This window comes from Kitasatospora sp. NPDC088346, from assembly GCF_044740765.1.
Taxonomy (GTDB): Bacteria; Actinomycetota; Actinomycetes; order Streptomycetales; family Streptomycetaceae; genus Kitasatospora.
Genome location: NZ_JBIURH010000019.1, coordinates 56,187 through 79,823, shown reverse-complemented (window position 1 = coordinate 79,823; position 23,637 = coordinate 56,187). Strand labels below are relative to the sequence as shown.

General features: G+C 72.6%; 21 protein-coding genes. 5 read left to right on the top strand and 16 right to left on the bottom strand.

The genetic code is table 11. The features are described from left to right. The first annotated feature begins 45 nt into the window (after positions 1-45). The 4 genes from ACIOFR_RS23690 (at position 46) to ACIOFR_RS23675 (ending at position 4,737) form a co-directional block, all read left to right on the top strand. A complete protein-coding gene (locus ACIOFR_RS23690; RefSeq protein ID WP_401000412.1) occupies positions 46-2,793 on the top strand; it encodes an NPCBM/NEW2 domain-containing protein in 2,748 nt (915 codons plus the stop codon). A gap of 254 nt (positions 2,794-3,047) precedes the next feature. Next, positions 3,048-3,788, top strand: coding sequence for a phosphatase PAP2 family protein (locus ACIOFR_RS23685; protein ID WP_401000410.1), 741 nt, complete (start codon positions 3,048-3,050; stop codon positions 3,786-3,788). Between the two features lie 66 nt (positions 3,789-3,854). Next, positions 3,855-4,130 (top strand): DUF6343 family protein, encoded by a 276-nt coding sequence (locus ACIOFR_RS23680; RefSeq protein ID WP_401000408.1) that lies wholly within the window; start codon positions 3,855-3,857, stop codon positions 4,128-4,130. Between the two features lie 88 nt (positions 4,131-4,218). Further along, entirely contained in the window at positions 4,219-4,737 is a 519-nt protein-coding gene (locus tag ACIOFR_RS23675; RefSeq protein WP_401000406.1) for a hypothetical protein, read from the top strand. Positions 4,738-4,806: 69 nt separating this feature from the next. Here ACIOFR_RS23675 and ACIOFR_RS23670 read toward each other — a convergent pair whose 3' ends face one another. The 16 genes from ACIOFR_RS23670 to ACIOFR_RS23595 form a co-directional block, all read right to left on the bottom strand. Beyond that, positions 4,807-6,207: an aspartate aminotransferase family protein gene (locus ACIOFR_RS23670; RefSeq protein ID WP_401000404.1), complete on the bottom strand. Its 1,401-nt coding sequence runs from the start codon at positions 6,205-6,207 to the stop codon at positions 4,807-4,809. Then, positions 6,197-8,107, bottom strand: a complete 1,911-nt coding sequence (dxs, locus tag ACIOFR_RS23665; RefSeq protein WP_401000402.1) for a 1-deoxy-D-xylulose-5-phosphate synthase — start codon at positions 8,105-8,107, stop codon at positions 6,197-6,199. Before dxs ends, ACIOFR_RS23670 begins: the two co-directional genes overlap by 11 nt. A 122-nt stretch (positions 8,108-8,229) precedes the next feature. After that, positions 8,230-9,255: an adenosyl-hopene transferase HpnH gene (gene hpnH / locus ACIOFR_RS23660; protein WP_401000400.1), complete on the bottom strand. Its 1,026-nt coding sequence runs from the start codon at positions 9,253-9,255 to the stop codon at positions 8,230-8,232. A 2-nt stretch (positions 9,256-9,257) separates the two neighbouring features. Beyond that, on the bottom strand, positions 9,258-9,938 hold the full coding sequence (locus ACIOFR_RS23655; protein ID WP_401000398.1) for a 1-hydroxy-2-methyl-2-butenyl 4-diphosphate reductase: 681 nt from the start codon (positions 9,936-9,938) through the stop codon (positions 9,258-9,260). Further along, positions 9,935-11,953, bottom strand: coding sequence for a squalene--hopene cyclase (gene shc, locus ACIOFR_RS23650; protein ID WP_401000396.1), 2,019 nt, complete (start codon positions 11,951-11,953; stop codon positions 9,935-9,937). Before shc ends, ACIOFR_RS23655 begins: the two co-directional genes overlap by 4 nt. Before the next feature lie 7 nt (positions 11,954-11,960). Beyond that, positions 11,961-13,058 carry a polyprenyl synthetase family protein gene (locus ACIOFR_RS23645; RefSeq protein WP_401000394.1) on the bottom strand — a complete coding sequence of 366 codons (1,098 nt, stop codon included), beginning with the start codon at positions 13,056-13,058 and terminating at the stop codon, positions 11,961-11,963. 80 nt (positions 13,059-13,138) lie between these two features. Continuing rightward, positions 13,139-14,551, bottom strand: coding sequence for a hydroxysqualene dehydroxylase HpnE (gene hpnE, locus ACIOFR_RS23640; protein WP_401000392.1), 1,413 nt, complete (start codon positions 14,549-14,551; stop codon positions 13,139-13,141). 124 nt (positions 14,552-14,675) lie between these two features. Beyond that, entirely contained in the window at positions 14,676-15,533 is an 858-nt protein-coding gene (hpnD, locus tag ACIOFR_RS23635; protein ID WP_401000519.1) for a presqualene diphosphate synthase HpnD, read from the bottom strand. A gap of 41 nt (positions 15,534-15,574) precedes the next feature. After that, positions 15,575-16,513 carry a squalene synthase HpnC gene (gene hpnC / locus ACIOFR_RS23630; protein WP_401000388.1) on the bottom strand — a complete coding sequence of 313 codons (939 nt, stop codon included), beginning with the start codon at positions 16,511-16,513 and terminating at the stop codon, positions 15,575-15,577. Between the two features lie 241 nt (positions 16,514-16,754). Beyond that, the gene (locus ACIOFR_RS23625; RefSeq protein WP_401000386.1) at positions 16,755-17,564 is read right to left on the bottom strand and encodes an ABC transporter ATP-binding protein; all 810 of its coding nucleotides are present in this window, start codon (positions 17,562-17,564) and stop codon (positions 16,755-16,757) included. Beyond that, positions 17,557-18,534: an ABC transporter permease gene (locus tag ACIOFR_RS23620; protein ID WP_401000384.1), complete on the bottom strand. Its 978-nt coding sequence runs from the start codon at positions 18,532-18,534 to the stop codon at positions 17,557-17,559. Before ACIOFR_RS23620 ends, ACIOFR_RS23625 begins: the two co-directional genes overlap by 8 nt. 114 nt (positions 18,535-18,648) lie before the next feature. Further along, complete coding sequence (locus ACIOFR_RS23615; protein WP_401000517.1) at positions 18,649-19,494, bottom strand: glycosyltransferase family 2 protein; 846 nt, start codon at positions 19,492-19,494, stop codon at positions 18,649-18,651. Between the two features lie 41 nt (positions 19,495-19,535). Then, complete coding sequence (locus tag ACIOFR_RS23610) at positions 19,536-20,273, bottom strand: CDP-alcohol phosphatidyltransferase family protein (RefSeq protein ID WP_401000515.1); 738 nt, start codon at positions 20,271-20,273, stop codon at positions 19,536-19,538. Between the two features lie 94 nt (positions 20,274-20,367). Continuing rightward, the gene (locus ACIOFR_RS23605) at positions 20,368-21,429 is read right to left on the bottom strand and encodes an iron-containing alcohol dehydrogenase family protein (RefSeq protein WP_401000382.1); all 1,062 of its coding nucleotides are present in this window, start codon (positions 21,427-21,429) and stop codon (positions 20,368-20,370) included. Beyond that, complete coding sequence (locus tag ACIOFR_RS23600; protein ID WP_401000380.1) at positions 21,417-22,172, bottom strand: sugar phosphate nucleotidyltransferase; 756 nt, start codon at positions 22,170-22,172, stop codon at positions 21,417-21,419. The genes ACIOFR_RS23605 and ACIOFR_RS23600 overlap by 13 nt, the downstream gene beginning before the upstream one ends. After that, complete coding sequence (locus tag ACIOFR_RS23595) at positions 22,169-22,636, bottom strand: DUF5941 domain-containing protein (protein ID WP_401000378.1); 468 nt, start codon at positions 22,634-22,636, stop codon at positions 22,169-22,171. Before ACIOFR_RS23595 ends, ACIOFR_RS23600 begins: the two co-directional genes overlap by 4 nt. A 240-nt stretch (positions 22,637-22,876) precedes the next feature. Between ACIOFR_RS23595 and idi the strand changes: the two genes are divergently transcribed. Further along, the gene (gene idi, locus ACIOFR_RS23590; protein ID WP_401000376.1) at positions 22,877-23,491 is read left to right on the top strand and encodes an isopentenyl-diphosphate Delta-isomerase; all 615 of its coding nucleotides are present in this window, start codon (positions 22,877-22,879) and stop codon (positions 23,489-23,491) included. Positions 23,492-23,637: the final 146 nt, after the last annotated feature.

Here is a 23,637-nt window from a genome sequence, read left to right as displayed (position 1 = left end):
TATACCTGCCCACAGTTGCTCAATCGTGCACTGTGAGAGGTGCTTATGCGCAGAAGTGTGCACCATCCGCTCATATGGCCGGCTGCTCTGGCCCTCGCCGCCGCCCTGACACTGACCGGCGCGAGCCTCAGCGCCGCCCTCGCCCCCACCGCCGTCGCCACCACCACCACCAGCGCGGGCGCCGTCACCGCGTTCAGCGGCAACGGCGCGGTCTACTCCGTCTCGGCCGGCGCCGTCCGGGCCCGGGTCAGCTTCACCACCGACCAGGTGTTCCGGATCGAGCTGGCCCCCGACGGCACCTTCACCGACCCCACCGGCTCGGACATCGTGCTGCCCCAGGGCGCACCGCCGGCCACCAGCTGGCGCGACGCCGGCGACCGGTACGAGATCTCGACCGCGGCGCTGACCCTGCGGGTCTACAAGTCCGCGCTGCGCTTCGAGCTCCGCCGGGCCGACGGCAGCCTGGTGTGGTCCGAGTCCCGGCCGCTGAGCTGGGACGGCACGGCCACCACCCAGACCCTCGCCCGGGGCGCCACCGAGCAGTTCTTCGGCGCGGGCGAGCAGAACGGCTCGTTCTCCCACCGGGGACGGACCGTCCAGGTCTCCCAGGACACCAACTGGAACGAGGGCGGCCACCCCAACTCGGTGCCGTTCTACCTCTCCTCATCCGGCTACGGCGTCTTCCGCAACACCTGGGCGCCGGGCAGCTACGCCTTCAACGACCCGGTCACCACCACCGAGCAGGAGAAGCGCTTCGACGCGTACTACTTCGCCGGGCCCACCGCCAAGGACGTGATCGGCCAGTACACCGCGCTGACCGGCAAGCCCTTCCTGCCGCCGATCTACGGCCTGGAGATGGGCGACTCGGACTGCTACCTGCACAACGCCAACCGCGGCGAGCGGCACACCCTGGACGCCCTCAAGGTCGCCGACGGGTACGTGCAGAACGACATGCCGAACGGCTGGATGCTGGTCAACGACGGGTACGGCTGCGGCTACGAGAACCTCGCCCAGACCGCCCAGGGCCTCCAGCAGCGCAGGATGCAGATGGGCCTGTGGACCGAGAACGGCCTGACCCGGCTCGGCGACCAGGTCCGGGCCGGTCAGCGGATCGCCAAGCTGGACGTGGCCTGGGTCGGCTCGGGCTACAAGTTCGCGCTGGACGGCTGCAAGGCCGCCTACCAGGGCATCGAGGCCAACAGCGACGCCCGGGGCTTCACCTGGGCACCCGAGAGCTGGGCCGGCGCGCAGCGCTGCGGGGTGCAGTGGAGCGGTGACCAGTCGGGCAGCTGGGACTACATCCGCTGGCAGATCCCGACCTACGCCGGGGCCACCATGTCCGGCCTGGCCTACAACAGCGGCGACGTGGACGGGATCTTCGGCGGCAGCGCCAAGACCTACACCCGCGACCTGGAGTGGAAGTCCTTCCTGCCGGCCATCATGTCGATGGACGGCTGGGCCCCCAGCGACAAGCAGCCCTTCCGGTACGGGGAACCGTACACCGCGATCAACCGCAAGTACCTGAAGCTCAAGGAGTCGCTGCTCCCCTACATGTACAGCTACGCCGCCGAGGCCACCCGCACCGGCGTCGGCCCGGTCCGCCCGCTGGCGCTGGAGTACCCCGACGACCCGGTGACGGCCACCGACGCGGTGAAGTACGAGTTCCTCAGCGGCACCGACTTCCTGGTCGCGCCGGTCTACTCGGACACCTCCGTCCGGGACGGCATCTACCTGCCCAGGGGCACCTGGGTCGACTACTGGACCGGCCGCACCTATCAGGGCCCGACCACGGTGAACGGTTACCAGGCGCCGCTGGACACCCTGCCGCTGTTCGTCAGGGCCGGTGCCACAGTGCCGATGTGGCCCGGCGTCAGCTCGTACCAGGACCGCACCGCCGGATCGCCGCTGGCCTGGGACGTCTACCCGCAGGGCCACGGCTCGTTCAGCCTCTACGAGGACGACGGCGTGACCCGGCAGCACCGCACCGGCAGGTTCGCCACCCAGACCGCCACGGTGGAGGCCCCCACCACCGGCGCCGGCCAGGTGCGGATCGACGTGAGCGCCAGCAACGGCGACTTCACCGGGAAGCAGACCGCGCGGCCGTACGCCTTCACGGTGCACAGCACCACCGCCCCCACCCAGGTCGCGCTGGGCGGGCGGGCACTGCCGAAGCACGCCTCCAGGGCCGCGTTCGACGCCGCCTCCGAGGGCTGGTGGTACGACCCGGCGGACCGCACCGGCGTGGTGAACGTCAAGACGGCGGCACTGTCCACCTCGTCCGCCTTCCAACTGGTGCTGGACGGCGCCACCGCGGTCGGCAGCGGCGGCGGGACCCCGCCCGACCCGGGCGGCCCCCGGGTCGACAGCTGGGCGAGCGACCTGACGTGGGTGAGCTCGGCGAACGGCTGGGGCCCGGCCGAGCGCGACCGCAGCAACGGCGAGCAGCAGGCGGCCGACGGCCGGACGCTCACCCTCGACGGCACGACCTTCCCGAAGGGGATCGGCGCGCACGCGGCGTCCGACATCGAGATCCTCACCGCTGGGCACTGCTCCTCGTTCACGGCGACGGTCGGCATCGACGACGAGATCAGCGGGTACGGCGACGTGACCTTCTCGGTCCGGGCCGACGGCGCGACCCTGTGGACCTCGCCGACGCTGACCTCCGCGTCGGCCCCGCTCGCGGTGGACGTACCGCTGACCGGGGCGCAGCGGGTGCACCTGGTGGTGACCAGCGTCGGTACCGCCACGGGTGATCACGGCGACTGGGGTGCGGCCAGGTTCCACTGTTCCTGATCCCGCACCGACTCGGACAACGAACCGTCCGATCGGTATTCGATCCGAGCAATGGCGGCCATTTCCGGTCAGGGGAATGGCCACCACATTTTCACCACCTCTTCGGGATTCAATTGGAGAAACCTTCATGAATCGGCGCACGGGAGTGCGGCCGGAGCGGATTTCGCACGGGCCGCACGATCAGCCACCATCCTGACCAGCCAACTTCGGACAACTTTCGGAGGTGTCCGCCGACTCCGGGTAACCTTCGGCACGTGCCAGTCAGAATCGAATCCACCGACCCCCCGAATACCTCCTCCGCCCGGGACGGAAGCGGAACCGCCATCGAGGCGGGGTGGCCGCCGATCAGCAGACGGCACGCCATGGCCTTCGGCCTCACCGGTCTCGGCTACCTCCTGGTGGTGGTCGGGATCCTCTGCGACACCACCCTGGTGGACCTCGACTGGTCGTTCCAGCAGCTCCAGCCCTACCGGCGCTGGCCCGAGCTGGAGCCCTACCTGGACGTCTGGGTGGTGGCCGGACAGCGCGGGCCGACCGCCATCGCCGCCTGCCTCTGGCTCGGCTGGCGCTCCTACCGGACGGGGACGGCGCGGCCGCTGCTGGTGATGGGCACCGCGCTGCTGCTGCTCAACGTCACGGTCGGCACGGTCAAGATCGTGACGGGTCGGCTCGGGCCGCACTACGCGCACTACGTGGGATCCCCCGAGCTGTTCTCGGGCGGCAACATCTTCCCCTCCGGCCACACCGCCAACGCGGTGGTCACCTGGGGCGTGCTCGCCTACCTGGCCACCCGGGGCCGGCGGATCGGCGCGGTGCTGGCCGGTGCGACCGCCGTCTCGATCGGGCTGACCACCGTGTATCTGGGCACCCACTGGCTCTCCGACGTCCTGGCGGGCTGGGCGGCCGGGCTGCTGGTCCTGCTGGCGCTGCCGCCGGCCGAGCCGCTGATCGCCGGTCTGGACGCCCGGATCGCCCGGAGGCGGCGGGGCGACTGAACCTCCCGCCGACCGGCCCGCGTCCTACCCTGGAGGGGGGAGCGACCGGGCTCGGAGGTGAGCGGAATGCGGCCGGCGAAGACACCCAGGACCTGGCGGAGCGGGACGGAGCCCGCCACCGCCCGCACCGACCTGAAGCTGCGTTTCCTGCTCTCGATGCTGTTCACGCCGGTGTTCGCGCTGCTCACCCTCGGTTTCGCGGTCTGGGCGGCCCGCTCGGGCCCGACCGACAATCCGAGCCAGGCCGTGCTGACCGTCTTCGCCGTCGTCTGCGGTGCGCTGACCGTGTTCGCCGCCGTCGACCTCTGGGTGGTGGTCCGGCGGCGCCGCACCGAGCTGTGACCGCCCGCCGCGACCCGGCACGGCGCGACGTCCGGTGCCGCCGCTCCGGGGGCTTCCGCACCGGACGCGAGCATGACACCGTACGGGCATGCGTCTTCGAGCCACCCTGCTGGCCTGTACGGCCATCGCCGCGCTGACCCTGTCCGCCTGCTCCGGCGGCGGCAGCGCGAGCAGCACCCCCGCCGCCGCCTCCGGCGCCGCCTCCACGGCTGTCTCCGGTGCGCCGTCCACCGGCGTCGCGCCCTCCGAGCCCGCCCCGCAGGGCTCGGCGCCCGCCTCGCAACCGCCCGCACCGGAGGCGTCCAAGCCCGCGCCCCCTGCCGACGCCGGGCTGCCGCCCGCCCCGGACACCGCGGCCACCGCCAAGCTGGTCGCGGCCCTGGACGCGATCGACCCGGACATCGTGGCGGGCAAGCCCGACAAGGCCGTCGAGGCGGCCCGCGCCCAGTGCCAGGCGGTCTACAACTTCCCCAAGGACCGGGCGAAGCTGATCTCCCTGGCCGAGCAGCGCTTCACCTCGCCCGCGCACCCGGGCGGTTTCGGACCGGAGAAGGCCGAGAAGATCCTGGCCGCCGTACAGTCCACGCTCTGCGACGCGCCCCGCTGACCGTCCGCCGACCCGCCCTCAGGGGCGCGGGACTCCCGCGCCCCTGACCCCGGCCACCGGCTCACCCGGTCACCGGCTGCCGACGGCCTGCTTGACCAGGGTCCGCCCGAAGTCCCACATCAGCCCGCTGCCGCGGTGCGCGTCGTCCATCACCTCGGTGAAGGCGGTCATGAAGCGGTCCACCTCCCGCTCGGTGATGGTCAGCGGCGGGATGAGCTTGATCACCTCCAGGTGGTCCCCGGAGACCTGGGTGAGGATCCGGTGCCGCTGCAGCAGCGGGACCACCACCATCTGCGCGAACAGGCCCTTGCGGGCGGCCTGCAGGGCCGTCCAGCCGGTCCGCAGCTTGAGCGACCTCGGCCGGCCGAACTCGATCCCGATCATCAGCCCGCGGCCGCGCACCTCGGCCAGCAGCTCGTACCGGTCCACCAGCGCCGTCAGCCGCTCCCGGAACAGGTCGCCGACCTGCCGGGCGTTCTCCACCACCTTCTCGTCCCGCATCACCTGCAGCGTCGCCAGACCGGCCGCCATCGCCTGCGCGTTGGAGCCGAACGAGGCGGAGTGCACCAGCACCCGGTCCATCGAGGAGTAGACCTTCTCGAAGATCCAGCCCTTGCCCAGGGTTGCGCCCACCGGCACGTACCCGCCGGAGAGCGCCTTGGCCGCGCACACCAGGTCCGGCAGCACGCCCTCCTCGTGCTGGTAGGCGAAGAAGTCGCCGGTGCGCCCGATGCCGGTCTGCACCTCGTCGCAGATCAGCAGCGCCTTGTGCTCGTGCAGCAGGGTCTGCGCGGACCGCAGCCAGCCGGGCGGCGCCGCGTGCACGCCCTTGCCCTGGATCGGCTCCACGATGAGCGCCGCGACGTCGCCGCGCCTCAGCTCCTCGGCCAGCGCGCCGAGGTCGCCGAGCGGGATCGCGGTGTCCGGCAGCAGCGGCTCGAACCCCTTGCGGAAGCCCGCCTCGCCGTTGACCGACAGTGACCCGGCCGTCAGGCCGTGGAAGGCGTGGTCGCAGTACAGCACCCGGCGCCTCCCGGTGGCGTACCGGGCGAACTTGAGCGCGGTCTCGACCGCCTCGGTGCCGCTGTTGCCGAAGAACACCCGGTCCAGGCCCGGGGCGTACGAGAGCAGCTGTTCGGCCAGCAGGCCGGGCAGCGGCGAGCAGTCGAAGCGGGTGAGGTCGGGAAGGTCGAGGTCGATCACCTGGTGGATGGCGTCCCGGACCACGGGGTGGTGCCGGCCGAGGGCGAAGATGCCGAACCCGGCCAGCATGTCGAGGTAGGAGTTGCCCTCGGCGTCGTAGAAGTACGGGCCCTCGGCGCGCTCGTAGTACTTGTCGAAGCCGATCGTGTGCAGCATCCGGGACAGCTGCGGGTTCAGGTGGGCGGTCTGCAGCTCGTACCGCTCGGCGCCGCGTTCGGCGATCAGGGCGGCCAGGTCGAGCGGGCGGGCGGGACGGTCAGCCGGCATGGTGCGGGTTCGCTCCTCGGATCGGCAGCAGGTGCTTGGCGAAGGCGGCGGTCTGGGCCGCGACGCCGGTGCCGGTGAGCCCGATCTGCTCCAGGATCTCGCCCCGGCCGGCGTGGTTCAGGAACTCCTGCGGGATGCCGAGGTCGCGCAACGGGGTGTCCACCCCGCCGTCGCGCATGGCCTGGGCGATCGCCGCGCCCACTCCCCCGGCCCGGCCGTTGTCCTCGACGGTGACGACCAGCCGGTGGGCGGCGGCCAGCGAGACCAGCGCCGGGTCGACCGGCTTCACCCAGCGCGGGTCGACCACGGTGGAGGTGAAGCCCTCGGCGGCCAGCAGGGCGCCGGCGTCCAGGCAGGCGGTCGCCATCGCGCCGACGGCGACCAGCAGGACGTCGGGGTTGGGGCCGGTGCGCTGGAGGACGTCGACACCGCCGATCCGCTCGACGGCGGGCACCGCCGGCCCGAGGTCGCCCTTGGGGAAGCGCAGCACGGTCGGCGCGTCCGAGACGGCCACCGCCTCGCGCAGCTGGGTGCGCAGCTGTTCGGCGTCGCGCGGGGCGGCCAGCCGCAGGCCGGGGACGACCTGCAGGATCGACATGTCCCACATGCCGTTGTGCGAGGCGCCGTCGTTCCCGGTGACGCCCGCGCGGTCCAGCACGAAGGTGACGCCGAGCCGGTGCAGGGCGACGTCCATCAGGACCTGGTCGAAGGCCCGGTTGAGGAAGGTCGCGTACACCGCGACCACCGGGTGCAGGCCTCCGGTGGCGAGGCCGGCGGCGCTGGCCACGGCGTGCTGCTCGGCGATGCCGACGTCGAAGGTCCGCTCCGGGTAGGCCGCGGCGAACTTGGCCAGGCCGACGGGCTGGAGCATCGCGGCGGTGATCGCGACCACGTCCGGGTACTCGGCGCCGAGCGCGAGCATCTCGCCGCCGAAGACCGAGGTCCAGGAGGTCCCGGCGGACGGCGAGATGGGCAGGCAGGTGTACGGGTCGATCGGGTTGACGGCGTGGAAGCGGTCGGCCTCGTCCTGCTCGGCCGGGCGGTAGCCGCGGCCCTTGACGGTCAGGCAGTGCACGATCACCGGGCCGCCGAAGTGCCGGGCCTGGCGCAGCGCCTGCTCGACCGCGCCGATGTCGTGGCCGTCGATCGGCCCGAGGTACTTCAGGCCCAGGTCCTCGAACAGCCCCTGCGGGGCGAAGGCGTCCTTGAAGCCCTTCTTGGCGCCGTGCAGCGCGTCGAAGATCGGCTGTCCGACCAGCGGGGTGCGCTGGAGGGCCTCCTTGCCGCGGGCCAGGAACCGCTCGTAGCCCTGGGTGGTGCGCAGCGTCGACAGGTGGTGGGCCAGGCCGCCGACCGTCCGGGCGTAGGAGCGCTCGTTGTCGTTGACGACGATGACCAGCGGGCGGTCCTTGGCGTCGGCGATGTTGTTGAGCGCCTCCCAGGCCATGCCGCCGGTGAGCGCGCCGTCGCCGATGACCGCGACGGTGCGCCGGTCGGCGCGGCCGAGCAGCTGGTTGGCCTTGGCGATGCCGTCGGCGTAGCCGAGCGCGGTGGAGGCGTGCGAGTTCTCGATCAGGTCGTGCTCGGACTCGCCTCGGGAGGGGTAGCCGGAGAGGCCGTCCTTGGCCCGCAGCCGGCTGAAGTCCTGGCGGCCGGTGAGCAGCTTGTGCACGTAGGCCTGGTGGCCGGTGTCGAACAGGATGCGGTCGTGCGGTGAGTCGAAGACCCGGTGCAGTGCGATGGTCAGTTCGACCACGCCGAGGTTGGGGCCGAGGTGGCCGCCGGTGCGGGTGACGGCGTCGATCAGGAAGTCCCTGATCTCGTCGGCCAGCAGCGGCAGGTCCTCGACCGGCAGCCGTCTGAGGTCGGCGGGCCCCTTGATGGTGGGCAGAAGTGACATGGCTTCACCTCGCGACTCGTTCAAAGCGATGACTGTCGGTGTCCAGCCTGCGGCCGCGGCGGGCCGCCCGCCTGTTGTGCCCCGGCCCGCCGTCGGGCGGGGCGGCCGGGGCACGGGCGCCGTCAGCCGCTCCGGTTGGCGGTGAGGGTCTCGCGGGCGGCGCGCAGGGACTCCTTGAGCGAGCCCATGGTGGCGAGGACGGCGGTCGGCTCGTAGCCGCAGTGCGCCATGCAGTTCTCGCAGCGCGGGTCCTTGCCGCGGCCGTACTTGGCCCAGTCGGTCTCCTCGATCAGCTCCCGGTAGGTCGGTACGTAGCCGTCGGCCATCAGGTAGCAGGGGCGCTGCCAGCCGAACAGCGAGTAGTTCGGGATGCCCCAGGCGGTGCACTCGAAGTCGACCTTGCCCTCCAGGAAGTCCAGGAAGAGCGGGCTGTGGTTGAGCCGCCAGCGCAGCCGGTTGCCGCCGGCGAAGGCCTTCTTGAACAGTTCCCTGGTCTGCGCGACGCCGAGGAAGTGCTCCTGGTCGGGGGCCTTCTCGTAGGCGTACGCCGGGGAGATCATCATCTCGTCGACGTGCAGCTCGTCGTTGAGGTAGTCGAGCACCTCGATGACGGTCTGCGGGGTGTCGGTGTTGAAGAACGTGGAGTTGGTGGTGACCCGGAAGCCGCGCCGCTTGGCCTCCTTGATCGCCTCCACCGCCTCGTCGAAGGTGCCCTCCTTGGCGACCGAGGCGTCGTGGCGCTCGCGCAGCCCGTCGATGTGCACGGTGAAGGTGAAGTACGGCGAGGGGGTGAACCGGTCCAGCTTCTTGCGCATCAGCAGCGCGTTGGTGCACAGGAAGACGTACTTGCGGCGGGCCACCAGCTGCCGCACGATCTCGTCGATCTGCGGGTGCATCAGCGGCTCGCCGCCGGCGATGGAGACCATCGGGGCGCCGGACTCCAGGACGGCGCCGACCGCCTGGGCCACCGGCATCCGCTGCTTGAGCACCCCGGCCGGGTGCTGGATCTTGCCGCAGCCCTCGCAGGCCAGGTTGCAGGCGTAGAGCGGTTCCAGCTCCACGATCAGCGGGAACTTGTCCCGCCGCTTGATCTTCTGCTGCATGAGGTAGGTGCCGACCCGGATGGTCTGACGCAGCGGCATGGCCATGACTAGCTCGCCTCCTGAGGGAGCGTCGAGGGCTGTGGGTGGGACGGGAGGGGGGTGGGGGCGGGATACGGCCCGCCGGCCGCCTGCCAAGCGGTGAGCGCCGGTACGGCGGCGCGCAGGGCGCGCCAGGCGCGCAGCCCCGCCGGGAGGGTGCCGGGGCGGATCAGCTCGCGTTCGGGGGTGTCGACCACGATCCGCAGCACGGCGGCCGGCAGCCCGGGCCGCAGCTCGGCCCGGGCGGCGAGCACGGCGGCCGCCTCCATGTCGACGGCGAGCGCCCCCTCGGAGCGCAGCTCGGCCCGCCGGGCGCCGCGGACCACCCGGTCCGCGGTGTGGTGCAGGCCGGTGTGCGCGGTGAGCCCGCGGGCCCGCAGGGCCTCGGCCAGCGCCGGGGCCGAGTCCAGTTCGAAGCGCCGGCCGTCGGTGTCGCGGACGGCGTCGGCGACGATCACCTCGCCGGGTTCGACGCCGGAGGCCACCGAGGCGCCGAACCCGGCCACCACCAGTGCTCCGTAGCCCTCGCCGGCCAGCAGCCGGGCGGCGCTGCGGCCGGCCCGGCGGCGTCCCATGCCGGTCCGGGCGAGGACCGGCGGCCCGCCCCGGGCGCCCGTCCAGTCGCCGCCGCGCAGGGCCCACAGCTCCGGGCTGAGCGCGCACAGCACCAGCAGCGGGCCTTCGGTCATGGTCTGCCTCCGCCCAGGGGGGTGCCGTTGACGTACCGGCCGAGCGCGGTCACCGGGAAGACCAGCCGGTACAGGTGGTAGTTGATGGAGAAGTCCCAGGGGAAGCCGGTGCCGGTGAACTGCGGCTCGTCCCAGGTGCCCTCCGGCAGCTGGGTGTCCACCAGCCAGCTCACCCCGCGTTCGACGACCCGGCCCTCCTCGCCGGCCGCCAGCAGGGCCATCAGTGCCCAGGCGGTCTGCGAGGCGGTGGACTCGCCGCGCCCGGCCCAGCCGGCCGGGTCCTCGTAGGAGCGCATGTCCTCGCCCCAGCCGCCGTCCGGGTTCTGCCGGTCCACCAGCCACCGGACGGCCCGGCGGACGGCCGGGTGGCCGGGGGTGAGTCCGGCGGCGACCAGGGCCGGCACCACCGAGCCGGTGCCGTAGACGTAGTTGGTGCCCCAGCGGCCGAACCAGGAGCCGTCCGGCTCCTGGTTCGCCAGCAGCCAGGCGACGCCCCGCCGGGTGCGCCGGTCGTGGGCGAGGCCGACCTCGGCCAGCATCTCGACCACGTGGGCGGTGACGTCGGCGGAGGGCGGGTCGATCACCTCGCCGAAGTCGCAGAACGGCAGCTTGTTCGGGAGCCGGCTGGTGTTGTCGACGTCGAAGGCGCCCCAGGCACCGTTCCGTGACTGCATGCCGAGGTTCCAGTCGACGCCGCGGCGCACCGCGCCGGCCAGCCGCTGGCCGTCGGGGTGGGCGATCCGGCGCAGCGCCAGGACGACCTCGGCGGTGTCGTCGATGTCGGGGTAGGTGTCGTTGTGGAACTCGAAGGCCCAGCCGCCGGGGGCGAGTCCGGGGCGTTTGACCGCCCAGTCGCCCTTGGTGGTGATCTCCTCCCCGAGCATCCAGTCGGCGGCGGAGACCAGGGCCGGGTGGTCGGCCGGCAGCCCGGCGTCGCGCAGGGCGATGGCGGCCAGGCAGGTGTCCCAGACCGGGGACTGGCAGGCCTCCATCCAGCGCCGGCCGTCCTCGGTGTGCACGGTGAAGCCGTCGAAGGAGGCCAGTCCGGCCTTCATCACCGGGTGGTCGAGCGGGTAGCCGAGCAGGTGCAGGGCGATCAGGGAGTAGACGGCGGGCGGTTGGATGCCGCCCCAGCAGCCGTCGGACTCCTGCCGCTCGACGATCCACCGGCCGGCTCTGGCGAGCGCCACCCTGCGCAGCGGGCGCAGGGCGTGGCGGTGGTAGAGGTGCATCAGCCGGTCGAGGCGCTGGAAGAGGCCGTCCCAGGTGTGGGCGGGGGCCAGCGGCCGGGTGGGGTGCGGGTCGGCCGGGTCGGTGTGCAGCTCGGTGAGGGCGAAGGGCGCCGGCCGGACCGGGCGGTTGGCGGAGACCACCGTCAGCGGCACGATGGTCTGCCGGGCCCAGCAGCCGAAGTCGTAGATGTTCAGCGGTGCCCAGCTGGGCAGGAAGATCAGCTCGGGCGGCAGTTCGGGGAGCTCCTCCCAGGGCCACCAGCCGAACAGGGCGAGCCAGATCCGGGTGAAGACCCGGGCGGCGGCGATGCCGCCGCGGGCGCGCACGAACTCGGCGGCGGCCCGCATGTGGGCCGCCTCGGGGGCGTCCCCGGCCAGCCGCAGCGCCACGTACGCCTCGACGGTGGCGGACAGCTCGGGCGGGCCGCCGTGGAAGGTGGCCCAGGTGCCGTCCGGGCGCTGCTGGGAGCGGATCCAGGCGGCGCCCGCGGCGGTCTGCTCATCGGTCCGGATGCCCAGGAACTGTCGCAGTAACAGGTCCTCGGCATCCATGGTGACGTTGGTCTCCAGGTCGCCCTTCCACCAGCCCTCGGCGTTCTGGAGGGAGAGCAGGTGGGCGGTGGCCCGGGCCAGAGCGGCCGCGGCCGGTGAAGAATCGTTTGGTCCGGTCGGGACCTGCGTCCGGAGCGGGCCCGGTCCGTCGGGCACCGGCGGGCGGGTGCCCACCGCGGCCGGCTCGGGATCGTACTCGGGGTCGAGCCGGCCGCCCGCGGTTGCTGTCACCTTGACGTCACCTCTCTCGTACCACCACGAATTCGGCGAGTGCCACGAAGTGCTCGCGCACCGTTTGGGCCATCGGCACCTCGTCCAGTGCGGCGAGGGCCGTGTCGTACTGGCGGCGGGCCTCGTCCTGGGTCCAGGCGCGGCCACCGGCCTGTTCGATCAGGGCGGCGCGGGCGGCGAGCACCGGCTCGCTCTCCTCGCCCCGGTTCTTCGGGTCGGCGAGCTGTTCGGCCAGCAGCCGGGACGCCTCGCCGCCGTCGGCCAGCGCGGCGGCCACCGGCAGCGACTTCTTGCGCTGGCGCAGGTCGCCCCAGTGCGGCTTGCCGGTGACCTCGGTGGCGCCCCAGATGCCGAGCAGGTCGTCGACGGCCTGGAAGGCGAGGCCCAGGTGGTGGCCGTAGCGCTGGAGGGCGTCCGAGACCCGGTCGTCCGCGCCGGCCAGCACCGCGCCGACGGCGGCCGAGGCGGCCAGCAGGGCGCCGGTCTTGTTGCCCTCCATCTCCAGGCACTCCTCGACGGTGACCACGTCGCGGTGCTCGAAGGAGAGGTCCTGGGCCTGGCCGTCGATCAGCTTGCGGGTGGCGGTGGTGACCAGGCGGACGGCGCGGGCCGCGTCGGCGGCGGTGGCCTTCCCGGTGACCGCGGCGTCCAGCAGCACCTCGGTGCCCAGCGTGGCCAGCGCGTCACCGACCAGGATCGCCTGGGCCGGGCCGAAGACCGTCCACGCCGTCGCCCGGTGCCGCCGGAACTCGTCACCGTCCATCAGATCATCATGGAGCAGCGAAAAGTTGTGCACCAACTCAACGGAGACGCCACCGGGCACCCCGCACTCCGCCGGTGCGCCGGCCGCCTCGGCCGAGAGCAGGGCCAGCGCGGGGCGCACGGCCTTGCCGCCGTCGCCCGCGGCCGGTCGGCCGTCCCGGTCGATCCAGCCGAAGTGGTACGCCGCGACGGTGTCCATCGGTGCGGCCAAACGGGCGACGGTGGAGCGCATCGGCGGGGTGCACAGGCTCCGGCCGCGGGCCAGCAGCTCGACCACCGAAGGGGCGTCCTTGACCGGTGCGGACCCCGCCGCCTGACCGATCGAGCCGGTGCGTGCCTCCACGTGCGTTCCCTCTCCCTGCGTGAACCCGGCCGAACTGGACGGCCGGTCTGGTGCGATGTCGGTGGTGGTGGGGCGGGCCGTCATCGCGGCCACCGCCCGTCGCCGCGGTCGACCGGCAGCCGGCCGGTCCCGGACGGCGTGGATCCGGCCAGCGCGGCGTCGGCCGCGGCGTGACCGCTGCGGACGGCGCCCTCCATGGTCGCGGGCCACCCGGTGGCCGTCCACGACCCGGCGAGCAGCACACCGGGCAGGTTGGTCCGCGCGGCGGGCCGCAGGGCCGCGGTGCCGGGGGCCGGGTCGAAGGTCGCGGTGCGCTCCCTGGTCACGAAGAAGTCCAGCACCCCGGCTCCCCGCGCGGCCGGCAGCAGCCGCTCCAGCTCGGGCAGGTAGCGCTCGCGCAGCTCGGCCACCGGCAGGTCGATCTCGTCCTGGACGGCCGACTGGGACAGCGCCAGGTACTGGGCGCCGGGCACCGCGAGGCCCGAGTGGGCCGTCCGGTCGAACACCCACTGGACCGGGGAGCCGAGCGCGGCGAAGAACGGCCGGCGCAGCAGCCGGCGGTCGTAGACCACGTGCACGTTGAGGATCGGCGCGGTGCCGAGCTCGGTGAGCCGGTGCTGTGCCTCGATCGCACCGGGCGGCAGCAGGGCCGCCGCGGCGTCCTGGGCACCGGCCAGCACCACCGTGTCGGCGGTGAGCAGTTCGCCGCCCTCCAGGCGCACGGCGTGCTGGTCCGCGGGCTTGAGCTCGGCCGCGCGGGTGCGCAGCAGCACCCGTACGCCGGCGCGCTCCAGCTCGGCGAGGGCCGCGTCGTGGTGGATCGCGCCGAGCGGGACGTTGGCCATGCCGATGTCGGAGGCGCCCGGGTCGGACAGCAGGCCGGTCTTGAAGACCATGGCGGCCAGCGCCAGCGAGGTCTGGTCGGCGGTGGCGTTCAGGGTGGCGACGCCGACCAGGTCCCACATCGCGGCCAGGGTGGCCGGGGTCTGGCCGTGCCGGCGCAGCCAGTCCCCGAAGGAGATCCGGTCCAGGGCCGGGTCGGCCAGGTCGAGGGCCTTGAGGGCGAGCGCGGCGCGGACCACCCGCAGGCGGTCCGCCGGCCCGAGGTGCGGGTAGCCGGCGAGGCTGCCGGCCAGGTGCAGCGGGACGGGCAGGGCGGCCCGCCTGAGCCGGCCGAGGGTCCGCGTGCCGTCGGCGCCGACCCCGAGCACCGGGACGTCCAGCCGGGGCTGGAGATCCACCAGACGGCCCGCACCCAGCCGGTCGATCAGGCCCCGGTAGGCGGTGCAGCAACGCAGGAAGACGTGCTGCCCGTTGTCGACGGTGAGCTCACCGCGGCGGAACGAGAAGGCGAGTCCGCCGAGCCGGGGCCGGGACTCCAGCAGGGTGACCCGCCGGCCGGCCTCGGCCAGCCGCAGCGCGGCGGTGATGCCCGCCAGGCCGCCGCCGACCACCACGGCGGACGGCTGCGCAGCCGGAACCCGTGCCGACATCAGCGTCTCCCCCCGTGGTCGTGGTGGTGGTTGTGGTGGTCCTTCCGTCGCCCGGCGCTGGACAACGCTCTCCCTGCCGTGTGTGCATCGGCGCTGACACAGCGTGACATAACTGGCGAGAGAATCAAGAACGCCCTCCGGCGAGCCCGGACAGTGCCACGTATGCCTTCTGCCAGCCGGGCAGCGAGACCCGGCCGCGCAGCACCGACTCCGGCTCGGCGGCGATCCGGCCCAGCAGCCGGTGGTAGATCCCGGCCATCGCGGCGGTGCAGGCACGGCTGCGGCGGTCGAGCATCGGCAGCAGTCGCAGGCCCTCCTCGAAGGCCCGCTGGGCGCGCTCGGCCTCGAAGGCGACCAACCCGGTGAAGTCGGCGGAGGCCGGCAGCTCGGGCAGGGCGAAGCCCTGCCCGCAGCCGAACCGGTCCAGGTCCTCGGCGGGCAGGTAGGTGCGGCCGTTGAGGGCGTCCTCGCGCAGGTCGCGCAGGATGTTGGTGAGCTGCAGGGCCAGTCCCAGGGTGTCGGCGTAGCGCTCGCCGAGCTCAGGGTCCTCGCAGCCGTAGACGCCGAGCGAGAGCCGTCCGATCGAGCCGGCCACGCAGCGGCAGTACGTCCTGAGGTCGTCGAAGGTCTGGTACTCGACGCCCTTGAGGTCCATCTCGACGCCGTCGATCAGTTCGTCGAAGCCGCCGAGCGGGATCGGGAAGCGACGGGCCGCGTCGGCCAGCGCGACCTTGATCGGGTCGGTGTCCTCCTCGGAGACCGCGCCCGCCCTGACCTGGTCCAGCAGGTCCCTGGTCTGTCCGAGCAGTTCGGTCTTGCGCTCGGGCGGCAGCTCGCCGTCCCCGATGTCGTCGACCCGCCGGGCCAGCGCGTACAGCGCCGACATGGCGAGCCGCTTGGACTCGGGCAGCAGCCGGATGCCGTAGCTGAAGTTTCGGGCCTGCAGGGCGGTGACCGCCTCGCAGTACCGGTAGGCGGCCATGACCGGCGCCGAGGCCAGTGGTGATGCCCCCACTCGGGCACTCACCTTCCCTTCGCGAAGAGTGCCGCCGCCTTCACTGCGAGGCGGCGCTTGTCGGGCTTGGCCTGCTGGGCCAGGACGTCGTACCCGGCGGCCTCGATGGCCGACAGGGCCGCGTACCCGCCGGCGGTGAATCCCGCCAACAGCAGTCGGAGCCTTCCTCGAACCGTACCCACCAGCGGCGCGCCGTGGTCGAGCAGGGTCCGCGCCCGGGCGGCCTCGAAGGCGATCAGCTCGCGGACCCGCGGCCCGGCGGTGGGCGCGGCGAGGTCCTGCTCGGTGACCCGGAAGCGCGCCATGTCCTCGGCCGGGAGGTAGATCCGGCCGCGGCCCAGGTCCTCGGCCACGTCCTGGAGGTGTTCGACGATCTGGAGCGCCGTGCAGATCTGGTCCGACCGGGTGATCCGGTCGGGGGTGGCGCGGCCGGCGATGGCCAGCACCAGGCGGCCGACCGGGTCGGCGGAGAGCGTGCAGTAGTCGAGCAGGTCCCGGTAGGTCGGGTAGCGGGTGGCGGTCTGGTCCACCCGGTTGGCCTCGATCAGACGGCGGAACGGCTCGGGGGTCAGCCCGTGCCGGTCCACGGCCGGGACGAGGGCGCGCATCAGCGGGTGCAGCGGCCGGGCGTCGGGCTCCGCCGGGCGCAGTGCCGACTCGAAGACCCGGTCCAGGTCGCGCTCCAGGCCGTCCAGCAGGGCCGGGCGGAAGCCCGGGTCCGCGGGAGCGCTCTCCACGCCCAGCAGGCGGGCCGTGCCGGCCGGGTCGGCCAGGTCGCCGTCGCCGGCGTCGTCGACCAGGCGGGCGAAGCCGTAGACGGACATCAGGTCGCCGCGCCAGGCGGCCGGCAGGAAGCCGGGAGCGACCGGGAAGTTCTCCAGGTCGGCCTTGCCGAGGGTGTCGTCGAGCAGGCCGTCGCCCGGAGCGCCGCCGGGGCCGTCCCCCACCCCGCCACCAGTCGGGTTATCTGATTTTGCTGAAGCCGCCACTGCCGTCACTCCCCCGTTGTACACCGGCCGACCCCGTCGGCCCGCCTCGGACACGCGTCACCCACCGAGTCGGGGGAGGTCCCCGGTCCGGCTCAAGCCTTGCAGTCCCCGGCCGTCCGGGGGAAGGGCGCCCGCACACGACGGAGGGCCGGTGCCCGGAGTGTTCCGGCACCGGCCCCCGCGTGTCGTGCGCGGGCGGTCAGGGGCGCTCGCCCCGCTCGTAGGCGGAGACCACGTCCTCGGTGAGACCGTCCATGACCAGCTCGCCGTGCTCGATCCAGATGGTCCGCTCGCAGACCTCGCGGATCGAGTTGTTGTCGTGGCTGACCAGGAACACCGTGCCCGCGGCCTTGCGGAGCTGGTTGATCCGGTCCTTGCTGCGCTGCTGGAACGCCTGGTCGCCGGTGGCCAGCGCCTCGTCGATCAGCAGCACGTCGTGGGTCTTGGCCGCCGCGATCGAGAACCGCAGGCGGGCGCCCATGCCGGAGGAGTACGTGCGCATCGGCAACGAGATGAAGTCGCCCTTGTCGTTGATGCCCGAGAAGTCGACGATCTCCTGGTACCGGTTGCGCACCTCCTCCTTGGTCATGCCCATCGCCAGGCAGCCCAGGACCACGTTGCGCTCGCCGGTGAGGTCGTTCATCAGCGCGGCGTTCACGCCCAGCAGGGACGGCTGGCCGTTCGTGTAGATGCCGCCGCGCTCGGTCGGCAGCAGGCCCGCGATGGCCGCCAGCATGGTCGACTTGCCGGAGCCGTTCGAGCCGATCAGGCCGATCGCCTCGCCCTTGTAGGCGGTGAAGCTGATGCCCCGCACCGCGTGCACCTCGCGGATCGAGGGCGACTTCTTCCGGGAGACCAGGCGGCTCAGCGCGGAGGTCGCGCTGCCCTTGCCGGCGCCGGCGCCGTGCACCTTGTAGACGATGTGCACGTCGTCCACGACCACGGTGGGCACCTTGGCGGTCTGTGCGGCCACCGGCACCTCCTTGATGTTCGTCGCGATGTCAGCCACGGCCGTACTCCTCCTCCGCCTTCCAGAAGAACACAAAGCCGAGCACGAAGGCGAAGACGGCCCAGGCGACGGCGATCATCCACACGTGGTTCGGGAGCGTCAGCCAGTGCGGCTGGGCGTTGCCTGCGGCGTCGTAGCCACCGGGGTACATCTTCGGGTTGAAGCTGTCCGGCATGAACGCGTAGCGCATCAGGTCCATGTAGACCGACGCCGGGTTGAGCTCGGTGATCGTCCGCACGAACGGGGGGTAGCTGGAGATCTGCGCCTGGACGCTGTACATCACGCCGGAGACGTACATCCAGGTGCGGAGGATGAACGGCATCAGCTGGGAGATGTCCGAGGCCTTGGAGCCGACCCGCGCCATCACCAGGGCGAGCCCGGTGTTGAAGCCGCACTGGAGCAGCAGCGCGGGGATGATCAGCAGCCAGGTGGGGCCGGGCGTGATGCCGCTCAGCAGGACGATCGCGACCAGCACGACCATCGAGATCAGCAGCTGCTGCAGCTGGATGACGGTGAACGCGACCGGCATCGAGGCGCGCGGGAAGTGCAGCGCCCGGATCAGCCCGAGGTTGTCGGAGATCGACCGGGTGCCGGACTGGATGGCGCTCTGCGAGAACTGGAAGACGAACACGCCGACGCACAGCCAGGCGATGTAGACCGGCACCGACTCCCGGCTCTTCAGGATCACGCCGAAGACCAGGTAGAACACGGCGCAGTTCAGCAGCGGCGTGAGCACCTGCCAGACCTGGCCGAGCTTGGCGGTCGTGTACTGGGCCACCAGGCGCGCCGTGGCGAAGGCCACGATGAAGTGGCGCCGCTGCCACAGCTGCTTGACGTACTGGATCAGACCGGGCCGCTTGCCGCTCACCTCAAGGCCGTACTTGGCCGCGAGCTGCTGGGGGGTCAGACCCGCATCAGCCCCCACGGGAGTGGAGAGGCTCACGGAGTCACTCACTGTCGACACATTCATCCTTCATGGATCAGGACGCCGGTTCGCCCCCGGGGGACGATGGGGAACCGGGCGGACCCTCTGGGATCACGGGGGAGATTCCGGCCGGCAGCGGGGGGCTGCCGACCGCTGCGATCAGATGACTGGCGGTCTGCCCAACCTGGTCAATCGCCATACAGTACGCCATCGCATCGGACGGCGAGGCCCGCAGGGCTCCCGCCACCCGGCCCGGAAACCGCCCAGCCAGGCCTTGACCGCCGCACCCGAGGGACGGCGGGCCAGCGTGAGCAGGAACCACGTTCCCAGGTAGAGAGGCACCAGGAGGGCCGGAAGGTTCCGCCGGGCCAGCCACACCCGGTTGCGGGCCACGTTGTGCAGGTACGTGGCGTGCCGGCCCGGCGAGGTCGTCGGGTGGTGCAGCACGATGTCCGCGCGGTAGTCGATCGACCAGCCGGCGTCCAGGGCGCGCCAGGCGAGGTCGGTCTCCTCGTGGGCGTAGAAGAAGTCCGCCGGCAGCTGGCCCGCCGTGCTGAACACCTCGCTGCGCACCGCGCTGGCACCGCCGAGGAAGGTGGTCACCGGGGAGGAGTGCAGCGGGTCGCTGGCGCGCAGCCGGGGGACGTGGCGGCGCTGGGTGACCCCGGTGTCGGGGTCGGCGATCCGGAAGGAGACGATGCCCAGCCGCGGGTCGGCCGTGAAGGCCTCCCGCAGCAGCCGGGCGGAGTCCTCCAGCGGCAGCGAACCGTCGTCGTCCAGGAAGAGCACGGCGTCGACGTCCCGCCCGTCCCGGCCGAACAGCTCGATGCCGACGTTGCGCCCGCCGGGGATGCCCAGGTTCTCGGGCAGCTCGACGCTGCGCACGCCCTCCGGCAGCGGTGGCAGGGGAGCGCCGTTGCCGACCACGGCGAGCTCGACCTCGGGGCCCTGCTGGGCCCGGACCGAGTCGATCAGCGCGTTCAGCTCCGCCGGGCGGTTGCCCATGGTGATGATGACGGCACCCAGCCGGAAGCCGTCCGCGGCCGTCACCGGAGCCTGCTGGACAGGACGATGCTGAGCAGGTGCAGGACCGTCTGCAGCATGGCGATGGCGGCCAGCACGACCACCGCGAGGCGGGTGAAGAACAGCCCGCCGTGCACCTGGTCGGCGATGCCGGCGGCCAGGATGAACAGCGAGGCCTCGACGGCGCCGACCAGGCGGTGGAACTTCAGCAGCGAGGCGGCCCGGCGGGCCTTGGCCACCGCGGTCGAGCGCGGCACCGAGGCACTGTCCTCGACGGCCGTCAGGCCGCTGCGGGCCCGGGCCACGTCGACCAGGTCGGTCTCCGACTTGATCAGGATCGCGCCGAGCGCGGCGAGGGTGCCGAGGAAGGCCCATTCCCACTGCGAGGCCGTGCCCTCCCGGTGGAACAGGTCGGCGGCCCGCAGGCCGAGGCCGGTGAGCAGCGCGGCCTCGGACATGTAGTGGCCGACCCGGTCGAGGTAGACACCGGTCAGCGAGGTCTGCCGGCGCCAGCGGGCCACCTCGCCGTCGACGCAGTCGAGCAGCAGGTAGATCTGGATCAGCAGGGCGCCGAGGACGGCTCCGGCGATCCCGGGCACCAGCAGCGCGGCACCGGCCAGGACGCCGGTGAGCATCATCAGGTAGGTCAGGCCGTTGGGCGTGATCACCGTCATGGTGGACAGGACCCGGGTGATCCGCAGCGAGATCTTCCGCATGTAGAGGCGGCCCGCCCAGTGCTCGGCGCTGCGGCGCTGGAGCATGCCCTCCGGGTGGATGACGGCCCGCAGCTCCTCGATCGAGGGGCGGACCGTGAGGTCGACCGCGGGCGGTTCGGCCGGGCTGCCGGCGGTGCGGTCAGCTGTTGACGGCTTGGACATAGTCGGCGTACGCGTCCCTGATGTCTGATGGGGAGAGGTCGAGGTGCTCAAGGATGGTGAAACGGCCCGGACGGGTGTTCGGAGCGTAGTGCACCGCTTCGGTGAACTCCGCTCCGGTGAAGCCGATCTCGTCCGCGGTCACCGGCAGGCCGTGGCTCCGCAGGCGGTCCACGACCAGGCCGGTCAGCTCGCGCTCGCCCCGCAGGAAGCAGGCGAAGGCCGCACCGAGGCCGACCTGCTCGCCGTGCTGGGCGGACCGCTTGGGATACAGCACGTCCAGGGCGTGCGAGATCTCGTGGCAGGCGCCCGAGGACGGCCGGGTGCTGCCAGCGATGTTCATCGCGATGCCGGACAGTACCAGGGCTTCCGCCAGGGCCGTCAGGAGGTCCTGGTCCTTCAGGCTGCCGGGGTGCCGCAGCAGGTTCTCGCCCGCCGCGCGGGCCATCGCGACCGCGAGTCCGTCGACCGGTTCGCCGGTCACGGCGCTGGACAGTTCCCAGTCGGCGCAGGCCGAGATGTTGGAGATGACGTCGCCGATGCCGGCGGCCACGAACCGCGGCGGGGCCTGCCGGACCACGTCCAGGTCGACCACGATGCCGATCGGGCTCGGCACCCCGTAGGAGCCGCGGCCCGCGTCGTTGTCGAGGGTCGAGACCGGCGAGCAGATGCCGTCGTGCGCGAGGTTGGTGGCCACCGCGACCAGCGGGAGGCCGACCCGGGCGGCCGCGTACTTGGCGACGTCGATGATCTTGCCGCCGCCGAGGCCGACGATGGCGTCGTAGTGCCCGGCCCGCATCTCGTCGGCCAGCCGCACGGCGCTGTCGAGCGTGCCGTCCGGCACGTGGTACCAGTCGGCGCCCGGCAGCAGCGGCTCCAGCCGCTCGCGCAGCACCGCGCCGGAGCCGTTGCTGATCGCCACCGCGATCCGGCCGGAGGCGGACAGCCGCTGGTCGGCGAGGATCCCGCCGAGCGCGTCCAGGGCCGCCGACCGGATCTCGACGAAGACCGGCGAGGGGACCAGGCGGGTCAGTACTGGCACGCGATCTCCCGCGCCCTCGCCAGGTCGTCGTGGTTGTCGACCTCGACCCAGGAGACCTCGCCGATCGGCTGGACGTCGATCCGCAGGCCGCGGTCGACCATCTCCTGGTAACCGTCCTCGTAGTACAGCTGCGGGTCGCGCTCGAAGGTGGCGCGCAGCGCGTCGCTGAGGTCCTCGGCGGCGGAGGGGTTGATCACCGTGACGCCGATGTACTCGCCGGTGGCCTCCGTGGGCTCCATCAGCTTGGTGATCCGTCGCATGCCCGCGGCCGGGTCGACGACGACCTTCATCTCCTCGTCGGCGAGCTTCTTCACCGTGTCGAGGGCCAGCAGGATGCCGGGGTTGCGGCCCTCCTTGATCAGGCGGTCGTTGCCGTCCAGCATGGTGCGCTGCACCGAGGCCGGGTGGACGGTGTCGCCGTTGGCCAGCAGCAGGCCCTCGGCGAAGAGGTCACGGGCGCACCAGAGCGAGTACGCGTTGTTCCACTCCTCGGCCTTGTCGTTCTCGACCAGGGTGAGCCGAACGCCGTACTTCTGCTCCAGGGCGTCCTTGCGGTCGTAGACCGCCTCCTTGCGGTAGCCCACCACGATGGCGGCCTCGCGCAGGCCGACCTCGGCGAAGTTCCCGAGGGTGAGATCCAGGACGGTCCGCTCGCCGTCGACCGGCACCAGGGCCTTGGGCAGGGTGTCGGTGTACGGGCGGAGCCGGCGGCCCGCGCCGGCTGCCAGGACGAGGCCGATCATGCGGTGTCTCCTGATTCATCGTGTGCTGCTGCGGTGTCGACGGACACCCACCTGCGACTGCCCTCGGCGCACCCGGCCACCGCGACGGGAACGGCGGGCACGGACCGGCCGACCTGCCCGGTGGGGCCTCGCACCGGCCCCCCGGGACGGTGACCCGGCGCCGCCCGGAGGCGGTACACCGTGTCGTAGTGATGGTAGGCGACCGCGACGGCCGGCCCGCACCCGGCCGGGACGGCTGTGAAGGCGCGGTGACGACCCGGGGCGGTCCGTCCGGGCGCGGCCCGCCGGCCCGGAGAACCCGCAGGTGGCGACCGGGATCCGGGTGGATCATCATTCCGGACGACCGCCCCCCGCGACAAGGTCCCCGACGGGGCCGGGGCGCCACGGACGGAGCCCGGTCCGACCGCCCCGACGCCCGGGGAATCGACCAGGTTTGCCAGAAGGTGAACGGACGGTCGACACACTCGATCAGCACTCGAACAGTTTCACCATTCATCCATACCGGTACGGGCCGATGACGGCCCACATGTGCGTCGGACCAGCACGGACAGTGAGCCATACGGCAGACTGGGGCCCCGACGCCCCTGGTGCTCCCCGGCGCTCCGGGGACCGCCGGCGAGGCGCAGCCGACCACCGGACCGGGTGGACGGACCCGGGCCCGCACGCCCGGGTGGCGGCTCCGGTCCCCGCGCGAAAGGGGCCTCATGCCCACGAGCCCATCGACCAGCAGGCCGGACCTCACCACGGGCGTCACCGCCCGGGATCCGGGCACCGACCCCGGGGCGGAGATCCTGCTGGAACTCGTGGACGACGAGGGCGTCACCACCGGCACCGCCGAGAAGCTCTGGGCGCACCAGCAGCCCGGCCGGCTGCACCGGGCCTTCTCCGTCTTCCTCTTCGACCAGCAGGGACGGCTGCTGCTCCAGCGCCGGGCGCTCGGCAAGTACCACTCGCCCGGCGTGTGGTCGAACACCTGCTGCGGCCACCCGTACCCCGGCGAGCAGCCCTTCGTGGCCGCCGCCCGCCGGACGGCGGAGGAGCTCGGCGCGGCCCCCGCACTGCTCTGCGAGGCCGGGACGGTCCGCTACGACCTGCCCGACGAGGCGTCCGGCCTGATCGAGCGCGAGTGGAACCACCTCTTCGTCGGCCTGGTCACCGCGGACCTGGACCCGGACCCGGACGAGGTCGACTCGACCCGGTTCGTGACGGCCCAGGAGCTCAAGGAACTGCAGGCCGAGAAGCCGTTCTCGGTGTGGTTCCGGACGGTCTTCGAGGCGGCGCTGCCCGGGATCCAGGAGATCGCCGGGCGCGACTGGTAGGGCGGCCGGCGGGGTCCGCGGCAACCTTGTCGCGGTCCCGGCCCGCGCGGCTTCCGGCTTCCGGCTTCCGGCTTCCGGCTTCCGGCTTCCGGCTTCCGGCTTCCGGCTTCCGGCTTCCGGCTTCCGGCTTCCGGCTTCCGGCTTCC

Excerpts from the sequence above, each read along its gene's own strand:
- dxs (WP_401000402.1), bottom strand. The coding sequence starts at position 8,107 with ATGTCACTTCTGCCCACCATCAAGGGGCCCGCCGACCTCAGACGGCTG.
- ACIOFR_RS23620 (WP_401000384.1), bottom strand. The coding sequence starts at position 18,534 with ATGAATGTGTCGACAGTGAGTGACTCCGTGAGCCTCTCCACTCCCGTG.
- ACIOFR_RS23610 (WP_401000515.1), bottom strand. The coding sequence starts at position 20,273 with ATGCTCCAGCGCCGCAGCGCCGAGCACTGGGCGGGCCGCCTCTACATG.
- hpnH (WP_401000400.1), bottom strand. The coding sequence starts at position 9,255 with ATGGCCATGCCGCTGCGTCAGACCATCCGGGTCGGCACCTACCTCATG.
- ACIOFR_RS23670 (WP_401000404.1), bottom strand. The coding sequence starts at position 6,207 with ATGCCGGCTGACCGTCCCGCCCGCCCGCTCGACCTGGCCGCCCTGATC.
- idi (WP_401000376.1), top strand. The coding sequence starts at position 22,877 with ATGCCCACGAGCCCATCGACCAGCAGGCCGGACCTCACCACGGGCGTC.
- ACIOFR_RS23675 (WP_401000406.1), top strand. The coding sequence starts at position 4,219 with ATGCGTCTTCGAGCCACCCTGCTGGCCTGTACGGCCATCGCCGCGCTG.
- ACIOFR_RS23655 (WP_401000398.1), bottom strand. The coding sequence starts at position 9,938 with ATGACCGAAGGCCCGCTGCTGGTGCTGTGCGCGCTCAGCCCGGAGCTG.
- ACIOFR_RS23690 (WP_401000412.1), top strand. The coding sequence starts at position 46 with ATGCGCAGAAGTGTGCACCATCCGCTCATATGGCCGGCTGCTCTGGCC.
- hpnE (WP_401000392.1), bottom strand. The coding sequence starts at position 14,551 with ATGTCGGCACGGGTTCCGGCTGCGCAGCCGTCCGCCGTGGTGGTCGGC.
- hpnD (WP_401000519.1), bottom strand. The coding sequence starts at position 15,533 with ATGGCCGCCTACCGGTACTGCGAGGCGGTCACCGCCCTGCAGGCCCGA.
- ACIOFR_RS23680 (WP_401000408.1), top strand. The coding sequence starts at position 3,855 with ATGCGGCCGGCGAAGACACCCAGGACCTGGCGGAGCGGGACGGAGCCC.
- ACIOFR_RS23600 (WP_401000380.1), bottom strand. The coding sequence starts at position 22,172 with ATGATCGGCCTCGTCCTGGCAGCCGGCGCGGGCCGCCGGCTCCGCCCG.
- ACIOFR_RS23615 (WP_401000517.1), bottom strand. The coding sequence starts at position 19,494 with ATGGGCAACCGCCCGGCGGAGCTGAACGCGCTGATCGACTCGGTCCGG.